We start from the raw sequence: 14,348 nt of genomic DNA, 5'->3' as shown, positions 1-14,348 counted from the left end.
CTTCCTCGATCGGTTGGTTCACTTACACTTGAGACTAGAACACGTTCTCTTTTCTGTCGAGACGCTGACAAAGGTCCCGTTTGTGGCCGCAATGCTGTAACAAGTGCCCCCAAAATCTGGCGGAACCGGATCGAGTTCTATAACGTGTTCTACTAACAGCTAGAAGGGATGTGAGGTCACAATGGCGCAGATTCGCGAGATCGACGTCGGAACGGTGCAAACTCGTTTCGCCCGCGGTTGGCACTGCCTGGGTCTACTGAAGACCTTCAAGGACGGCAAACCGCACGCGATCGAGGCTTTCGGTACGAAGCTCGTGGTGTTCGCCGACAGCAAGGGCGACATCAAAGTTCTCGACGGATACTGCCGTCATATGGGTGGTGACCTCACACAAGGCGAGGTCAAGGGCGATTCCATCGCCTGCCCCTTCCACGACTGGCGCTGGGGCGGCAACGGCAAGTGCACCGGCATTCCTTATGCCCGCCGCGTGCCTCCGCTCGCACGCACCCGCGCGTGGACGACCCTCGAGCAGAACGGTCAGCTCTTCGTCTGGAACGACCCCGAGGGCAATCCGCCGCCCGAAGAGATCGTGATTCCTCGTATCGAGGGCGCGTACAGCGACGAATGGACCGACTGGACCTGGAACTCCATGGTCATCGAGGGGTCCAACTGCCGCGAGATCATCGACAACGTGGTCGACATGGCGCACTTCTACTACATCCACTACGCCTTCCCGACGTACTTCAAGAACGTCTTCGAAGGTGAGATCGCCACTCAGTACCTCAACACCACGGGCCGTCCCGACATCGGAATGGCCTCCCAGTACGGCGGCGACACGCTGCTTCGCTCCGAAGCTGCGTATTACGGACCGTCGTACATGGTCAATCCCCTGTGGAACAGCTACAGCGGATACGAGGTCGAGAGTGTTCTGATCAACTGCCACTACCCGATCAGCCCGGACTCGTTCGTGCTGCAGTGGGGCGTGACGGTGAAGAAGCCGACGGGTGTCTCCGACGAGATGGCCGACAAGTTGGCCGGCAAGTTCACCGAGGGCATCAGCGAGGGATTCCTGCAGGACGTCGCGATCTGGAAGAACAAGACCAAGATCGAGAATCCCCTTCTCTGCGAAGAAGACGGCCCCGTCTACCAGCTACGACGCTGGTACGAGCAGTTCTACGTGGACAAGGCCGACGTCACCGAGAAGATGACGCAGCGCTTCGAGTTCGAGGTGGACACCACCAAGGCAAACGAAGCCTGGCACGCCGAGGTCGAGGAAAACCTCGCACGCCAGAAGGCCGAGAAGGAAGCTGCAGCAGAAGCGGCAAAGAAGGAAGCAGAGGTCTAGTCGTGAGCGCCTCGATCGGAACCGACGCACGGTGGGCTCGTTGGGCCAAGGCACCGGACTTTGCCGGGCAAACGGAACGGCTCGAGGCGATCGCGGCCCAGACGATCGAGGACAAGCACGAATACCTCGACTCGGGTCTGCAGGAAGTCGACTGCAAGGCATGCGGCGCGTGTGTACTGGTTCGCAAGAACACGTACAAACACACCAGCGTGCAGTGGACTTCCGACCCGGCGCTGCGTTGCCACACCTTCAAAGAGGCAATTGCTTCCGGGCAGTCGACGGCATTGAAAGACGGATGCCCGAAACTGCACGACAGCATCGCCGACGCGGTTAGGGACGGCACCATCACGGTGCGTGATCCCGAGGTCAGCTGACCTGATTGTGCAGAACGAGGGCCGACCCACCACGGGTCGGCCCTCGTTTTACGTTCCAGCGCCTGCGCGTCCGTCAGGCAGGCGGTCGCACCTTTCGTGCAGCCACCGCGTAGACGTCGCTCGACGTGGTGAGAGAGTTCTTTCCGCTGGCCGCCGGCACTCCCCCGCGTAGATTCACGGCCCAGTTGAGCGCACCCAGCGGTCCACACCCGCTGGCTCCCGGCGCCGCAAACACCGCATCCGAATGTGGGACTGCCGGGAACACTGCACCGGGGAACTCACCGATAGGTTCCGACGGAGGGTTTCCGGTTGTGGTCAGGTGAAGGTTGATCGGATTCGAAACCGAACCGATGTAGCAATCGTCACCGAGCAAGGGATTAGACAGTTTCAATCGAACAGGCATGGTGAGTTCCTGCTCGAGAACCTTCAGATCCGGGACTCCCACCGATTCCACCGTCGCGCTGATCTGAGTCAGTCCCAGCGGAGTATCGATCCCGAGAGCACCTCCGGGTACCGAAATCGGATTGGAATAGACCCCGTTGGACCCGTCCTGCTTGGCGACGAACGTCTCGACGAAACTGTTGTCCGGCTGGGTCGCGTATTTCACTCCGCCCGCAACCTTGAGGCTTCCGTCCGGGATCGGCACCGAAAGTGCGCCCAATTTCATGGTCCCTCCGCGAACTACGACGCTGGCGCACGTCGTCACCTCGAGATCCTCGATCGGGCACGTGCCCCAACCGTCGAAGGTCAACGGATCAACCGCTGCCGCACCGGAGGAACCGAGCGATCCGCTGCCGGAAGACCCTGACGATGATTCGTCGGCAATTGCCACACCTGCACCGGCCATGACAAATGTTGCAACTAGCGCGACTGTCGACATCACTCGAGATTTGTTGCGGCTCTTCATCTTCGAATTCCTCCACCGTTGACGGAAATTCACGAGAGCCACCCCCTGCGGATCGCACCTCGATCTACGCCCGGCACGCTACCGAGAAGTGAGACGCGGATTCACACATAACGACGATATTTCCCACCAAAGAACTACGGCGATCACGCTCGATCGAACTTCCGTCCTAGCCCGGAAACCGTATCGATCCTGTCGACTCAGTTCGGTTCGACTGTGCCCGAACCGATGACCTGATCGAGGAACGGCCCGAACATCTCCCCCAGGTTCTCGGCGATCTGATCGGGGGTACCGAAAGACAACGTCACGTGACTGATCGCCAGACGCACTATCGTGCTGCCGAACATCTCGGCATGGATGCGGTCGACGTTCGCCCAACTGGTCATGAAGATCTCGGCCAACCTCGCGCTCGCATGTTCGAGCAGCGGAGTCCCGTCAGTGGTGACCAAGCTCAGCAGGTCGTGCTGCGGCCGGGGACCGACAATGCTGACCACCATCGGATCCCGTGCACCGGCGTCGAAGAAGGCACGGAAGGCTGCCGAGACCGCGCCCCGCGGATCCGAATGATGCAGCGTTACTTCGCGTTCCACCTCTTCGAGGAACTCGTCGACGAAACGGATGAGGTATCCGGACGCCAATCCCTGGCGGGACGTGAACTCCTTGTACAACGTCTGCCGGCTCATGCCCGCAGCTTCCGCGATATGCGCCATCGTGATGTCGTTCCACGATTTCTCGGTCAAGAGTTCGCGTGTGGCGTCGAGCGCTGACGCACGGAGGAGTTGACGAGCTGCCTCGTGGTACGGGACACGGGCACGAGCGGTGGACATATCGGGAAGATTTCCATCGCCCGTGCTCGGTGTCAAAACGGTGGACACGCAAGCCACAGAAGTCACGAGTGCACTCAGAGCACCGGTGAGGCGACAAGACCCGCCGCAAGTTCGGTCAGATCCCTGTTTGTATCGGCGAGTACGTCGGCGCTGATGTCCGGGGAGCGTTCGATAAGGGTTCGGACGGCACGAATGTCCTTCGGCCGGCCCACGCTCACAGCACCGACGATATTTCCGTCGCGCATGCAGATCGCAGTGAAGTCATAGGAGTCCAAGTCTCCTCGAACAATCACGGTGCCGTCCGCGCCTGGCCAACCCGCTACTTGAATGTTGCGGCCGAATTGGTTCGACCAACTCCAAGGGACGGATTCGAAGGGTTCTTCCTTCCCGACGATGGTCTTGGCAACTGCAACTGCGTGGTCCTGCGCAGTGTTCCAGTGCTCACCACGGTGCATGCCGCCGAGAAAACCGTTGGGCACGTTGGCCACATCGCCGATCGCGTACACATTGTCGACGGAGGTCCGGAGGTATCGGTCTACCGAAATCCCGTTGTCCACCGCAATACCCGCAGCAGCAGCCACATCGGTATCGGGCAAGGATCCGATTGCGACGACGGCCAACTCCGCTGTCCACTCGCGTCCGTCACGCGCACGTGCGGTGACGCCGTCGGCACCCGTCGTGAGCGTCTCGAGGTCGACTCCCGTCTGCAAGGCGACGCCCGCCGAGACGTGCAGCGCGGCGATCTTCTCCGCTATCGACGGTGGAAGCAGCCTGGACAGGGGCACCGGTTGCGCTTCGAGAACCTGCACACTGCAACCCAAGTCGCGTGCCGTTGACGCCACCTCCGATCCGATCAAGCCACCGCCGACCACCAATAGCGAGGATCCTTCGATCAGCTGGGATTGCAAGCGTCGCATGTCTGCGATATCCCGAAGATAGTGAACGCGCTCGGAATCTTCCGCGGCCAACCGTCGGGACCGTCCACCCGTGGCAAGAATCAGAACGTCGTAGTCGATGCTGTCACCGTCGGCTAAAAGTACTGTGCGGGAATCTGTGTCGATACTCGTGACAGTTGCGCCGATCCGAAGATCGATACCCTGCTCGTTCCAGAAAGTCGACGGCCGCAACCGAACCCGATCGAACGACGCTTTCCCGGACAGTAGCTCCTTCGACAGCGCTGGGCGGCGGTACGGCTCCTCAGGTTCGCTGCCGATCAGGATGATGCTGCCGCCGAACCCTTCCTTGCGCAGGGCCTGCGCGGCACCGGAACCAGCGATGCCCGTGCCCACGATCACGACGGTGCGTGTGTCGGGCTCGCTGACCGCTGTCATCAGCGGTCCACCTCCACCATTTCGAAATCGACTTTGGCGGCACCACAATCAGGGCAGGACCAGTCTTCGGGAATCTCGTCCCAGCGAGTACCCGGCTCGATACCGTCGTCGGGCCAGCCGATCGCTTCGTCGTATTCGAACCCGCACTGGAGGCAGCGGAACAATTTGTAAGCAGTGGCAGTCTCGGACATCGGTTTTCCTTTCACCGGTGGGTATTTCGATCAGGATTGCGTGACGAGGGTGAAGTCGACCTTCTCGCGGACGCCGCAGTCGGGGCAGCACCAGTCGTCCGGAATACTCGACCACGGCGTGCCGGGCGGAAAGCCTTCTCGCGCAGCGCCTGTCGATTCGGTGTACGTGTAGTCGCAGATCGGGCAGATGTAGGCGTTCATGCGTTCACCCCGTAGGCTGCGAGGATCTTGGCCCGCTTCTTCGGCGCGATGTTGACCTGGGTGATGTCACCTCGGTAGTGCTCGAGAACGCGGTGGTCCATCACCTTGCGCCACAGGGGCGGGACTGTTGCGAGCATGATCATGCTGGCGTAGCCGCTCGGGAGCTGAGGGGCCTCTTCCATACTGCGAAGCGCTTGGTAGCGCCGTGTCGGATTCGCATGATGATCGCTGTGCCGCTGCAAGTGATAAAGGAAGACGTTGGTGCAGATGCGATCACTGTTCCAGCTGTGCGCCGGCGTGCATCGCTCGTACCGTCCGCTTGCGGTTTTCTGACGTAGGAGTCCGTAGTGCTCGAGGTAGTTGATCGCTTCGAGCAGCGAAAACCCGATGAACGCCTGGATCACGAGGTACGGCGCGATGCCGATCCCGAACACTGCAAACGCGACACCGAACAGAACAACCGACATGAGCCAGGCGTTGAGCACGTCGTTCTTGATGCTCCAGTGCGTGGTGCCCAAACGCTCGAAGCGGGTCTTCTCGAGATGCCACGCCGACTTCAATCCCCCGCCGACGCTGCGCGGCCAGAAACCGTAGAGGGTCTCACCGAAGCGCGAGGTCGCCGGATCTTCCGGAGTCGACACTCGCACATGGTGGCCACGGTTGTGCTCGAGGTAGAAGTGACCGTAAGCACTCTGTGCGAGAACGATTTTGGACAACCAGCGCTCGACGCTCTCCTTCTTGTGCCCGAGTTCATGGGCTGTGTTGATGCCGATTCCGGCCGTCACACCGATCGTCACTGCGAGTCCGATATTGGAGAGAACGCTCAAATCCCAACGCGCCCAGATGTAGCAGGACAGGAAGAAGGCCGTGTACTGCAGCGGCAGATAGGCGTAGGTGCACCACCGGTAGAAGCGGTCGTTCTCGAGTTCGTCGATCACCTCGTCGGGCGGATTCTTCCCGTCCTCACCCGCCAGGATGTCGATGACGGGAATGAGAGCAAAAGCGATCAGTGGGCCGGTCCACCAGAAGACATTCCATCCGGTGGCGGTAACAAGCCCCACGGCGATGAAAGTTGCCGATGACGGAATCAGCGCCAGCAGCCACAAGTAGCGTTTCCGGTCTCTCCAAGTTGCGAGCCGACCATCTGGCTCGGTGTACACCAACGCCGCCATCGAATTCTCCAGTTCTCGTTCGGATCAGTGAGTGCGTCCTGCGCGGTAATCCGCGACACGAACAACATCTATGTATAGAGAGTGGACAAATGATGGCGTTTTGTCAACGATTTTCAAGGTAAAACTTTTACAAACATGTCAATTTGTACATCTAGATGAACCCTCCGTTCGGGCTGATCGCAAATCTTCCGCCACCGCGCCACACTCGCTACAAAAGTGGAATGGGGACGTCAACGTGCGCAATATGCGCCAAACACCGAGGAACAGGCCCGCTCGTCAGCCCTCGAATATTCGAGGACGACTTCGTCGTTGTCTCCCATCGGCCCCCTCCACCACACGGACGTTCGGTTCCTGGATATGTGTTCATCGAGACCCGTCGACACGTGTCCGGGTTGCCTTCACTATCCGAACCTGAAGCACTCGCCATCGCACACGCGGTCTGGTGCGTCTCACGTGCCCTCGACTCGGAATTGACTCCGGAATTCGTGTTCTCCGCGATCGCTGGGCTAAGCGTCCCCCACTTTCATCAGCACGTTTTCGTCAGACCTTTCGGCGCTCCGAGTTCAGTGAGTTGGAACGACGTCGATTCATGGGACGACGCGCCACGCGTCGACGAGGTCGAGCTCACGCTTCTGTGCAGGAGAATCGCGCTCGGCTTCGAAGACGAGCAATAGCGCAAAACAGTCGGTGCGCGGACGGACAGAAGGTGCGAGACGCAACCTCTCGATGTCCGATTTGCGCGAATTTCCCCAAAACGAAAGTTCGCTTACCCATACTGAAATGACCGACTGTCCCCGACGTGAGTGGGTCCTCATGGATACCGACGTATTGGTAGCGGGCGCCGGCCCGATCGGCTTGACCACCGCGATCGAGCTGCGCAGACGCGGTATCTCCTGTCGAATAGTCGACCCGCTCGACGAACCGCGGCAATACGCGAAAGCCGTCGGGATTCAGCCACGCACTCTCGAACTCTTCGAGAACATGGGGGTGCTCCGCCAGGCACTCGACGCCTCGACATTGATGCGCGGTCAGATCATGTACACGAACGGCGTCGAGGTCGGCCGCGTCGACCTCACCCTCCCCGAGGACGTTCCTTACTGGTTTCTCTGTCTGCCTCAGTACTCGACGGAGCGCATCCTCACCGAGCGCCTCACCGAGTTGGGAACAACCGTCGAACGCGGAGTCGGCCTCACTGCATTCGAACAGTCCGACGACGCCGTCACCTGCACCCTCAGCGACGGCAGTACCGTGACGGCTCAGTACCTGGTGGGTTCCGACGGCGCGCACAGCGTGGTCCGCAAAGGGCTGGGCCTGAGCTTCGAGGGCGGCGCATTTGCCGAGAGCTACATGCTCGGTGACGTCGAAGTCGACTGGTCGATACCCAGCGGCTACTCCGTCCGCGCCAACCACACCAGCGACGACGGAACCACCGACGATCTACTCGTCTGCATCCCACTTCCCGGACACAAGCGGTACCGCATGTCGATGCTCGTTCCGGACGAGTTGATGCCGGACGAATCGTCGAACAAAGCCGCTGTACAACACGGTTTTTCAACCGGCAAGACACCTGAACTCCATCACATCCAGGCCGTGCTCGACAGACTCTCCCCAGAGCCGACAACCGCCTCGATGCTGCGATGGTCCTCGGTATTTCGCATCAGCCACCGCATCGTCGACGCTTACAGCCGCGGACGGGTTTTTGTCGCCGGCGACGCCGCGCATATTCATCCCCCGACTGGTGCTCAGGGTATGAACACCGGGATCCAAGATGCCCACAATCTCGCATGGAAGATAGCGCTCGCAGTCAAAGGTGTTGCAACAGCAGATCTTCTCGAGACCTACGACGCCGAAAGACGACCGGTTGGTGAAGAAGTCGTCGGGATGACCGTCCGAAATGCTCGAGAAGGAATCGGTTCGGGAGAGTCCTCGATCGACACGGCAATGCGGCGCCAGGCTCAATTGTTGATCGACTACTCGGAGAGTCCGCTGAACAGCGGGCGTGATTCTTCGAGTCCGCATGTCCAACCGGGCGAACGCGCACCCGATGCGCGCGGTTTGCGCCGAGACGGTGTTCAGTACCCAATTCGGTTGTTCGACTTGCTGTCAGGAGTCGACCACACGTTACTGCTGACTTCGGACGGATCCGCGGAGAGCATCAACAGCTTGGAGAAGGTCGCCGACGCCGCAATTCGATCAGCGCACGGCTTGCTGGACGTCTACGCGATAGTGCCACCGGGAACCGTGACCGTCGACTCGCTGGTGCCGATCATCGAGGACAACGCCTCGCAACTGTGCGCCGCGTATGGGGTCGAAGGTACGGCGGCGCTGGTCATTCGCCCCGACGGCTACCTCGGATTCCGTGGTCACCCGGAGAACGTTTCCGATTACTTCACGAAATTGTTTGCCGTCAATCAGGAATGAGCGAAGCGAACATCAACCGAATCTCGGGCGAGAGCTTCATCAACTCGACGTATCCACCCAACGGCCCGGCATCGAGGTAGGAGAACTCCATGCCGGCGCCCTCTACCCGACCTTGTTGCACCACCGACATTCCGCGACGCTCGGCCTCGAGCAACGTCGCCTCGTAATCGCCTGGAACCCAAGCCATGTGATGAACTCCGACGCCGTGAGTCTCCAGGAACTCCGTGTACAGGTTGCGTCCGGACACTGGTTGGATCAACTCGAGCTGTTGGCTGCCCGCATATCCGATCGACACGTGAACGACATAGTCCGCGGGCTCACCTCGATACGTTGTGGTCTCGGGACCAAAGGCGATGTCTGGCATACGTAGCCATCGCTCCACTCCCCACTGCCGAGTGAACTCCTGTTCGGCGGCCTCGATCTCCTCGACCGCCCAGCAGATCTGGAAGATCGGTCCCGAGACCAACGGGGTCATGCCATTTTTCCGTTGTCCACCGAGTAGACGGCCCCGTGTATCGCCGAGGCGTCGTCGGAGGCGACGAAAGCCACCATCTTCGCAACGTCCTCGGCTTCCATCAAGCCACGCGGCGAGGCAACCTTCATGACGAGGTCGAAGTCGACTCCGTCGGGGAAGGTGAATCCGGTGACTTGAGGAGTCATCATGCCGCCGGGGCAGATTGCGTTGACACGCAGAGACTTTCCGGTGAACTCCATCGCCATCGCTCGAGTCAGTCCGATGAGCCCGTGCTTGGCAGCGCAGTATCCAGCCGAGTACGCCTGCCCTTCCAGCCCCGCGATCGAGGAGACGTTGACGATGTTGCCGCCCCGCTCCAGCAAGTGCGGCAGTGCTGCTCGGGAAAGGAAGAACGGTCCGTTCAGATTGACCGCAAGGTCATGTGCCCATTCGGAATCCGCAATATTCGCCGTATGACGAAGCGAGTGCGATCCCGCCACGTTGACGAGGATGTCGATACCACCGAGTTCGTCGACACACGCTTGCACGGCCGCATCACACTGAGCGGAATCCGAGACGTCCGTCGCCGCGAAACGACGCTCTCCATCCGCGCCGACCACCTCGACCATCGACTGTCGCAGCTTTTCCTTGTCGCGGGCGATACCGAAAACCTGTGCGCCCCTGCGGTGGAGTATCTCGGCCACCGCGCGCCCCAACCCTGAGGACGCGCCGGTCACCAAGGCCACTTTTCCGGCCAGTACGTCTGCCATGACCTAGGAAGCCGCTGCTTCGCGCTGGAGTTCCAGCGCGATGTCGATCAACTGATCTTCCTGTCCGCCGACCAACTTGCGCTTACCTGCGCGCACCAACAGCTCCGCGGACGACACTCCGTACCGCTCGGCCTGACGCTCGGCATGCTTGAGGAAGCTCGAGTACACGCCGGCGTAGCCCATCATCAGTGCTTGACGATCGAGCAGGCATTCCTGCGGCATTGCCGGGCGCACAACATCTTCGGCTGCATCGGCGATGGCGAAGAAGTCGATACCGGTCTTGACGCCGATCTTGTCGCAAACACCGACGAAGGCCTCGACCGGGGCGTTGCCGGCGCCGGCACCGAACCGACGGGTACTACCGTCGATCTGCTTGGCTCCCGCACGAACTGCCGCAATGGAATTGGCGACGCCCAGGCCCAGGTTCTCGTGGCCGTGGAAGCCGACCTGAGCGTCGTTGCCGAGTTCCTGAACCAGCGCCTCGACGCGATCGGATACCTGCTCGAGCACCAGTGCGCCGGCGGAGTCGACCACGTACACACACTGGCAACCCGCGTCGGCCATGATGCGAGCCTGCTTGGCCAGCTTCTCCGGCGGAATCGAGTGAGCCATCATGAGGAATCCGACTGTTTCGAGTCCACGCTCACGCGCGAGGCCGAAGTGCTGGATGGATACGTCGGCCTCGGTGCAGTGAGTTGCGATACGGCAGATGGACGCACCGTTGTCCTGTGCGATGACGATGTCGTCCTTGATGCCCAGTCCGGGCAGCATCAGGAAGGCGATCTTCGCGTTTGTCGCGGTCTCGACGGCAGCTTTGATGAGTTCCTGCTCGGGAGTCTTCGAGAAGCCGTAATTGAAGGAGGATCCGCCGAGACCGTCGCCGTGAGTGACCTCGATGACCGGCACTCCGGCTCCGTCGAGGGCACCGACGATGGCTCGTACTTCGTCGACGGTGAACTGATGACGCTTGTGGTGGGAGCCGTCGCGCAGCGACGTGTCGGTGACGCGGATGTCCCAGCTCGAATCGAAATGAATCATGTCGCTCATGCCTTCACACTCAGAAGCTTCTGGGCGATTTCCTCGCCCACCTTGGTGGCTGCTGCCGTCATGATGTCGAGGTTGCCCGCGTACGGCGGCAGGAAATCGCCTGCGCCTTCGACCTCGACGAACGTGGTGACCGTTGCATAGCCACCGGAAACGACGCTCGGTTCGTCGAACTGCGGTTCGTTGAGCAACCGGTAGCCGGGCACGTACTGCTGGATGTCCTTGACGACGCGGTGAATGGAGTCGGTGATCGCGGCCTGGTCGGCGTCTTCGGGGATAGCGCAGAAGATTGTGTCGCGCATGATCATCGGCGGGTCTGCGGGGTTGAGGATGATGATCGCCTTGCCGCGCTGTGCGCCGCCGATGGTCTCGATACCGCGGCTGGTGGTCTTGGTGAACTCATCGATGTTCGCGCGAGTTCCCGGGCCGGCGGACAATGATGCAACGGAGGCGACGATCTCGGCGTACGCCACGTCGACGACACGCGACACCGCGTAGACGATCGGAATGGTTGCCTGCCCACCGCAAGTGATCATGTTGACGTTGGGTGCGTCCAGGTGCTCACGCAGGTTCGCGGGCGGAACCACAGCCGGGCCGACCGCGGCCGGAGTCAGGTCGACGGCACGGATACCGGCGGCCTCGTAGCGTGGTGCTGCCTCGCGGTGCACGTATGCCGACGTCGCCTCGAAGACCAGGTCCGGTTTCTCCGCCTGGCTGAGCAACCAGTCGACGCCCTCGGCGGAGGTCTCGAGTCCCATCTTGCGGGCGCGTGCCAATCCTTCACTCTCGGGATCGATTCCGATCATCCATCGCGGCTCGAGCCACTCGGAGCGCTGCAGTTTGTACAACAGATCGGTGCTGATGTTTCCCGATCCGACGATCGCCACACTTGCCTTGGTCATGACTACTCCTACGTGAACTGAAGAGAGACGGAACCGAGGCCGCTGAACTCGGCTCGGAAGTTGTCGCCTGGATGAGCGTCGATCGCTCGCGTGCACGAACCCGGCAGAACGATGTCGCCGGCCTTGAGCCGAACTCCGAACGTGTCGACCTTCTGCGCCAACCACGCGACGGCGGTGACCGGGTTACCGAGAACCGCATCGCTGCGCCCCTCCGCAATCCGCTCGCCGTTGCAGGTCAGCACCGCGTCGATCGCCTTGATGTCGATGTCCGACGGGCGAACTCGTTCCTTGCCGAGAATGAACCCGGCGGAGGACGCGTTGTCCGCGATAGTGTCCGAGAGGCCGATCTTCCAGTCCTTGATCCGGCTGTCGATCAACTCGATGGACGGCGCATAGGCGACAGTGGCGTCGATGACGTCTTGTTCGGTGCACCCGGCGCCCGGCAGATCTGCTCCCAGAATGAAGGCGACCTCCACCTCGACGCGGGGGAAGCAGAAGCGCGACGTGTCGACCGGACGGTCCTCGAACTCTTCCATCTCGGCGAGCAGGTGACCGTAATCTGGCTCGTCGACGCCCATCATCTGCTGCATCGCCAGTGACGAGAGTCCGACCTTGTGTCCGACTACCTTTGCGCCACCGGCAACACGACGCCTGATGTTGATGAGCTGGATCTCGTAGGCGTCGACGACGTCGATGTCCGGATACGTGGCGATCAGCGGGCTGATCGGAGCGCGATCCCGTTCCGCCGAATCAAGATGGTCGGCAAGTTCGCCGCGGATCTGCGTCGAGAGCATCGTTCAGGCCTTTCCGACTGTGGAGAATGCGGCTGCGTGCTGACCGGCTCGTCGTCCGGAGAATACGCAGTCGGCGAGCGACAAGCCGCTCACATACGAGTTGGAACAGATACCGACGGCGGTACGGCCGGCGGCATACAGGCCAGGGATACCCTCCCCGGCCTCGTTTTTCACCATGCCGGACGATTCGTCGACCACCAATCCACCGAGCGTGAGCATCGGGCACGGATTCATCATGTTGGGCTTGATCGAGACGTCGTACATCGTGAACGGCGCAGACAGTATCGGCCTGACGAAGTCCGACGGTTTGCCCATCGGATCAGGTTGTCCGGCAGCGGCAGCGGAGTTGTGCGCGTCGACGGTGGCTTGAAGGCCGGCGACGTCTATCCCCGCTTTGCGGGCGACCTCGGCAATGGTGTTGCCACGCACTGCAGTACGCATCATTCCGGTGGTCTGCACCCGCTGGAACCACATCGACTGGTCACTTATTTGCGATTTCGCTTCGCGAACGAGTTCGGAATCTGCCAGCAGCCAACCGATTCCGCTGCTCTTCTCCGCCATCGCCTGACCGAGAGCGGCACCGTAACGGGACTCGTCGACGATTCGCGCACCGGATTCACCCACCAAAATGGAACCGAGAAAAGCACTCGGCGGGACGATGAATCGCCAGGCGGACACATTGCCGAGCTTGTCGGTGGCTCCCCCGGCTTCGATACCGAGGTTGATGCCTTTGCCGTCGTCCCCGGACGTGCCGAGCGGGATACCGCCCTTGTAGGCGGGGGCATGGGTGCGCATCATCTCGCGATTGGACACGAAGCCGCCGGCGCTCAGGATCACGCCGCCGCGCGCCTGGATGCGAATCCGCTTGGCGTGCTTCTTCTCGATCTTCGCGATGAGTGCGTCGAGAATCGTGCGCAACTGCGGTGCGTAGACGCCGGGCTTGGAGGACAGGGACCCGAGCGTCGCGTGACGGCGACGAACTCCGGCAGGTGCGTCACGCAGCGTCAGTGCTTCGACGCCGATCACCCGGCCGTCCTCGATGATCAGCCGGTCCGCTCGCGTCTGGCCGAGCAACTGGACGCCCTTCGCCTCCGCGGACTTCGCGAGCGGGCCGTACAGCATCTTTCCCGACGTGCCACGCCCCTTGGCGCGATGACCACGCGGAGCAGGTTTTGCGATGTCACGGAACCCGCCGGCCGATTCGCTACCCGAGAAGTAGAGGTAGTGCTTGTTGCTCGGGTACGACGTCTTGTACGGACAGAGTGAGGCCTCGAACGGCACGCCGTGACTGCGCAGCCAGTCGATCGACGCCGGGCTCTCGTCGACGAACCGGCGCAGAGTCTGCGGCGTCACAGCGTCACCGACCTCGCGGTTCAGGTAGGCGAGCATGGCTTCGGGACTGTCCTCGACACCGGCTTCCTTTTGAATCACGGTGCCGCCGCCGGCGTAGTAGATTCCTCCGGAAATCGTGCTGGCCCCACCGCCGAGCGCTCGGTCGATCGCCAAAACCGACGAACCGGCCGCTACAGCTTCGAGCGCCGCACTGGCGCCCGCCACACCGAACCCGACCACAAGGACGTCAACCGAAGTATCCCAGGTCACACCGCACCATCCTCAATCT

General features: G+C 61.3%; 15 protein-coding genes. 3 read left to right on the top strand and 12 right to left on the bottom strand.

The annotated features are described in order from the left end of the window. Positions 1-181: 181 nt before the first annotated feature. Complete coding sequence (locus tag P0M12_RS16370; RefSeq protein WP_003945847.1) at positions 182-1,342, top strand: Rieske 2Fe-2S domain-containing protein; 1,161 nt, start codon at positions 182-184, stop codon at positions 1,340-1,342. Positions 1,343-1,344: 2 nt separating this feature from the next. Continuing rightward, positions 1,345-1,716 carry a hypothetical protein gene (locus tag P0M12_RS16365; protein WP_007734099.1) on the top strand — a complete coding sequence of 124 codons (372 nt, stop codon included), beginning with the start codon at positions 1,345-1,347 and terminating at the stop codon, positions 1,714-1,716. A 73-nt stretch (positions 1,717-1,789) separates the two neighbouring features. On the opposite strand, the gene P0M12_RS16360 is transcribed toward P0M12_RS16365, so the two are convergent. The 6 genes from P0M12_RS16360 to P0M12_RS16335 form a co-directional block, all read right to left on the bottom strand. Continuing rightward, positions 1,790-2,623, bottom strand: a complete 834-nt coding sequence (locus tag P0M12_RS16360; RefSeq protein ID WP_007734098.1) for a hypothetical protein — start codon at positions 2,621-2,623, stop codon at positions 1,790-1,792. Between the two features lie 197 nt (positions 2,624-2,820). After that, positions 2,821-3,447, bottom strand: coding sequence for a TetR/AcrR family transcriptional regulator (locus tag P0M12_RS16355; protein WP_007734097.1), 627 nt, complete (start codon positions 3,445-3,447; stop codon positions 2,821-2,823). Positions 3,448-3,521: 74 nt separating this feature from the next. After that, positions 3,522-4,778, bottom strand: coding sequence for an FAD-dependent oxidoreductase (locus P0M12_RS16350; protein ID WP_277376567.1), 1,257 nt, complete (start codon positions 4,776-4,778; stop codon positions 3,522-3,524). Continuing rightward, positions 4,778-4,969: a rubredoxin gene (locus P0M12_RS16345; protein WP_007734094.1), complete on the bottom strand. Its 192-nt coding sequence runs from the start codon at positions 4,967-4,969 to the stop codon at positions 4,778-4,780. The genes P0M12_RS16350 and P0M12_RS16345 overlap by 1 nt, the downstream gene beginning before the upstream one ends. A 30-nt stretch (positions 4,970-4,999) precedes the next feature. Then, positions 5,000-5,170, bottom strand: coding sequence for a rubredoxin (locus P0M12_RS16340; protein ID WP_007734092.1), 171 nt, complete (start codon positions 5,168-5,170; stop codon positions 5,000-5,002). Continuing rightward, the gene (locus P0M12_RS16335; RefSeq protein WP_099697058.1) at positions 5,167-6,342 is read right to left on the bottom strand and encodes an alkane 1-monooxygenase; all 1,176 of its coding nucleotides are present in this window, start codon (positions 6,340-6,342) and stop codon (positions 5,167-5,169) included. Before P0M12_RS16335 ends, P0M12_RS16340 begins: the two co-directional genes overlap by 4 nt. Before the next feature lie 813 nt (positions 6,343-7,155). Here P0M12_RS16335 and P0M12_RS16330 point away from each other — a divergent pair. After that, the gene (locus tag P0M12_RS16330; protein WP_054188048.1) at positions 7,156-8,763 is read left to right on the top strand and encodes an FAD-dependent monooxygenase; all 1,608 of its coding nucleotides are present in this window, start codon (positions 7,156-7,158) and stop codon (positions 8,761-8,763) included. Here P0M12_RS16330 and P0M12_RS16325 read toward each other — a convergent pair. Genes P0M12_RS16325 through P0M12_RS16300 form a run of 6 tightly spaced genes read right to left on the bottom strand, consistent with a single transcriptional unit; the run spans position 8,750 to position 14,329 of the window. Then, positions 8,750-9,238, bottom strand: a complete 489-nt coding sequence (locus tag P0M12_RS16325; protein ID WP_058227278.1) for a VOC family protein — start codon at positions 9,236-9,238, stop codon at positions 8,750-8,752. The two genes, P0M12_RS16330 and P0M12_RS16325, sit on opposite strands and share 14 nt — an antisense overlap. Then, positions 9,235-9,987 (bottom strand): SDR family oxidoreductase, encoded by a 753-nt coding sequence (locus P0M12_RS16320; protein ID WP_099697061.1) that lies wholly within the window; start codon positions 9,985-9,987, stop codon positions 9,235-9,237. Before P0M12_RS16320 ends, P0M12_RS16325 begins: the two co-directional genes overlap by 4 nt. Positions 9,988-9,990: 3 nt before the next feature. Beyond that, positions 9,991-11,034, bottom strand: coding sequence for a 4-hydroxy-2-oxovalerate aldolase (gene dmpG / locus P0M12_RS16315; RefSeq protein ID WP_007734084.1), 1,044 nt, complete (start codon positions 11,032-11,034; stop codon positions 9,991-9,993). Further along, positions 11,031-11,933 carry an acetaldehyde dehydrogenase (acetylating) gene (locus P0M12_RS16310; protein WP_054826815.1) on the bottom strand — a complete coding sequence of 301 codons (903 nt, stop codon included), beginning with the start codon at positions 11,931-11,933 and terminating at the stop codon, positions 11,031-11,033. Before P0M12_RS16310 ends, dmpG begins: the two co-directional genes overlap by 4 nt. 8 nt (positions 11,934-11,941) lie before the next feature. Beyond that, on the bottom strand, positions 11,942-12,727 hold the full coding sequence (locus P0M12_RS16305; protein WP_003945480.1) for a 2-keto-4-pentenoate hydratase: 786 nt from the start codon (positions 12,725-12,727) through the stop codon (positions 11,942-11,944). Between the two features lie 3 nt (positions 12,728-12,730). Then, the gene (locus P0M12_RS16300) at positions 12,731-14,329 is read right to left on the bottom strand and encodes an FAD-binding protein (RefSeq protein ID WP_003945578.1); all 1,599 of its coding nucleotides are present in this window, start codon (positions 14,327-14,329) and stop codon (positions 12,731-12,733) included. Between the last annotated feature and the right edge of the window lie 19 nt (positions 14,330-14,348).

Source organism: Rhodococcus sp. RCBS9 (assembly GCF_029457415.1).
GTDB classification, from domain to species: Bacteria; Actinomycetota; Actinomycetes; order Mycobacteriales; family Mycobacteriaceae; genus Rhodococcus_F; species Rhodococcus_F qingshengii.
The sequence above is the reverse complement of the archived record's forward strand: the minus strand, read 5'-3'. Positions and strand labels throughout refer to the sequence as shown.

Coding starts and splice junctions, on each gene's coding strand:
- P0M12_RS16370 (WP_003945847.1), top strand. CDS start 182: ATGGCGCAGATTCGCGAGATCGACGTCGGAACGGTGCAAACTCGTTTC.
- P0M12_RS16360 (WP_007734098.1), bottom strand. CDS start 2,623: ATGAAGAGCCGCAACAAATCTCGAGTGATGTCGACAGTCGCGCTAGTT.
- P0M12_RS16355 (WP_007734097.1), bottom strand. CDS start 3,447: ATGTCCACCGCTCGTGCCCGTGTCCCGTACCACGAGGCAGCTCGTCAA.
- P0M12_RS16350 (WP_277376567.1), bottom strand. CDS start 4,778: ATGACAGCGGTCAGCGAGCCCGACACACGCACCGTCGTGATCGTGGGC.
- P0M12_RS16345 (WP_007734094.1), bottom strand. CDS start 4,969: ATGTCCGAGACTGCCACTGCTTACAAATTGTTCCGCTGCCTCCAGTGC.
- P0M12_RS16340 (WP_007734092.1), bottom strand. CDS start 5,170: ATGAACGCCTACATCTGCCCGATCTGCGACTACACGTACACCGAATCG.
- P0M12_RS16335 (WP_099697058.1), bottom strand. CDS start 6,342: ATGGCGGCGTTGGTGTACACCGAGCCAGATGGTCGGCTCGCAACTTGG.
- P0M12_RS16330 (WP_054188048.1), top strand. CDS start 7,156: ATGGATACCGACGTATTGGTAGCGGGCGCCGGCCCGATCGGCTTGACC.
- P0M12_RS16325 (WP_058227278.1), bottom strand. CDS start 9,238: ATGACCCCGTTGGTCTCGGGACCGATCTTCCAGATCTGCTGGGCGGTC.
- P0M12_RS16320 (WP_099697061.1), bottom strand. CDS start 9,987: ATGGCAGACGTACTGGCCGGAAAAGTGGCCTTGGTGACCGGCGCGTCC.
- dmpG (WP_007734084.1), bottom strand. CDS start 11,034: ATGAGCGACATGATTCATTTCGATTCGAGCTGGGACATCCGCGTCACC.
- P0M12_RS16310 (WP_054826815.1), bottom strand. CDS start 11,933: ATGACCAAGGCAAGTGTGGCGATCGTCGGATCGGGAAACATCAGCACC.
- P0M12_RS16305 (WP_003945480.1), bottom strand. CDS start 12,727: ATGCTCTCGACGCAGATCCGCGGCGAACTTGCCGACCATCTTGATTCG.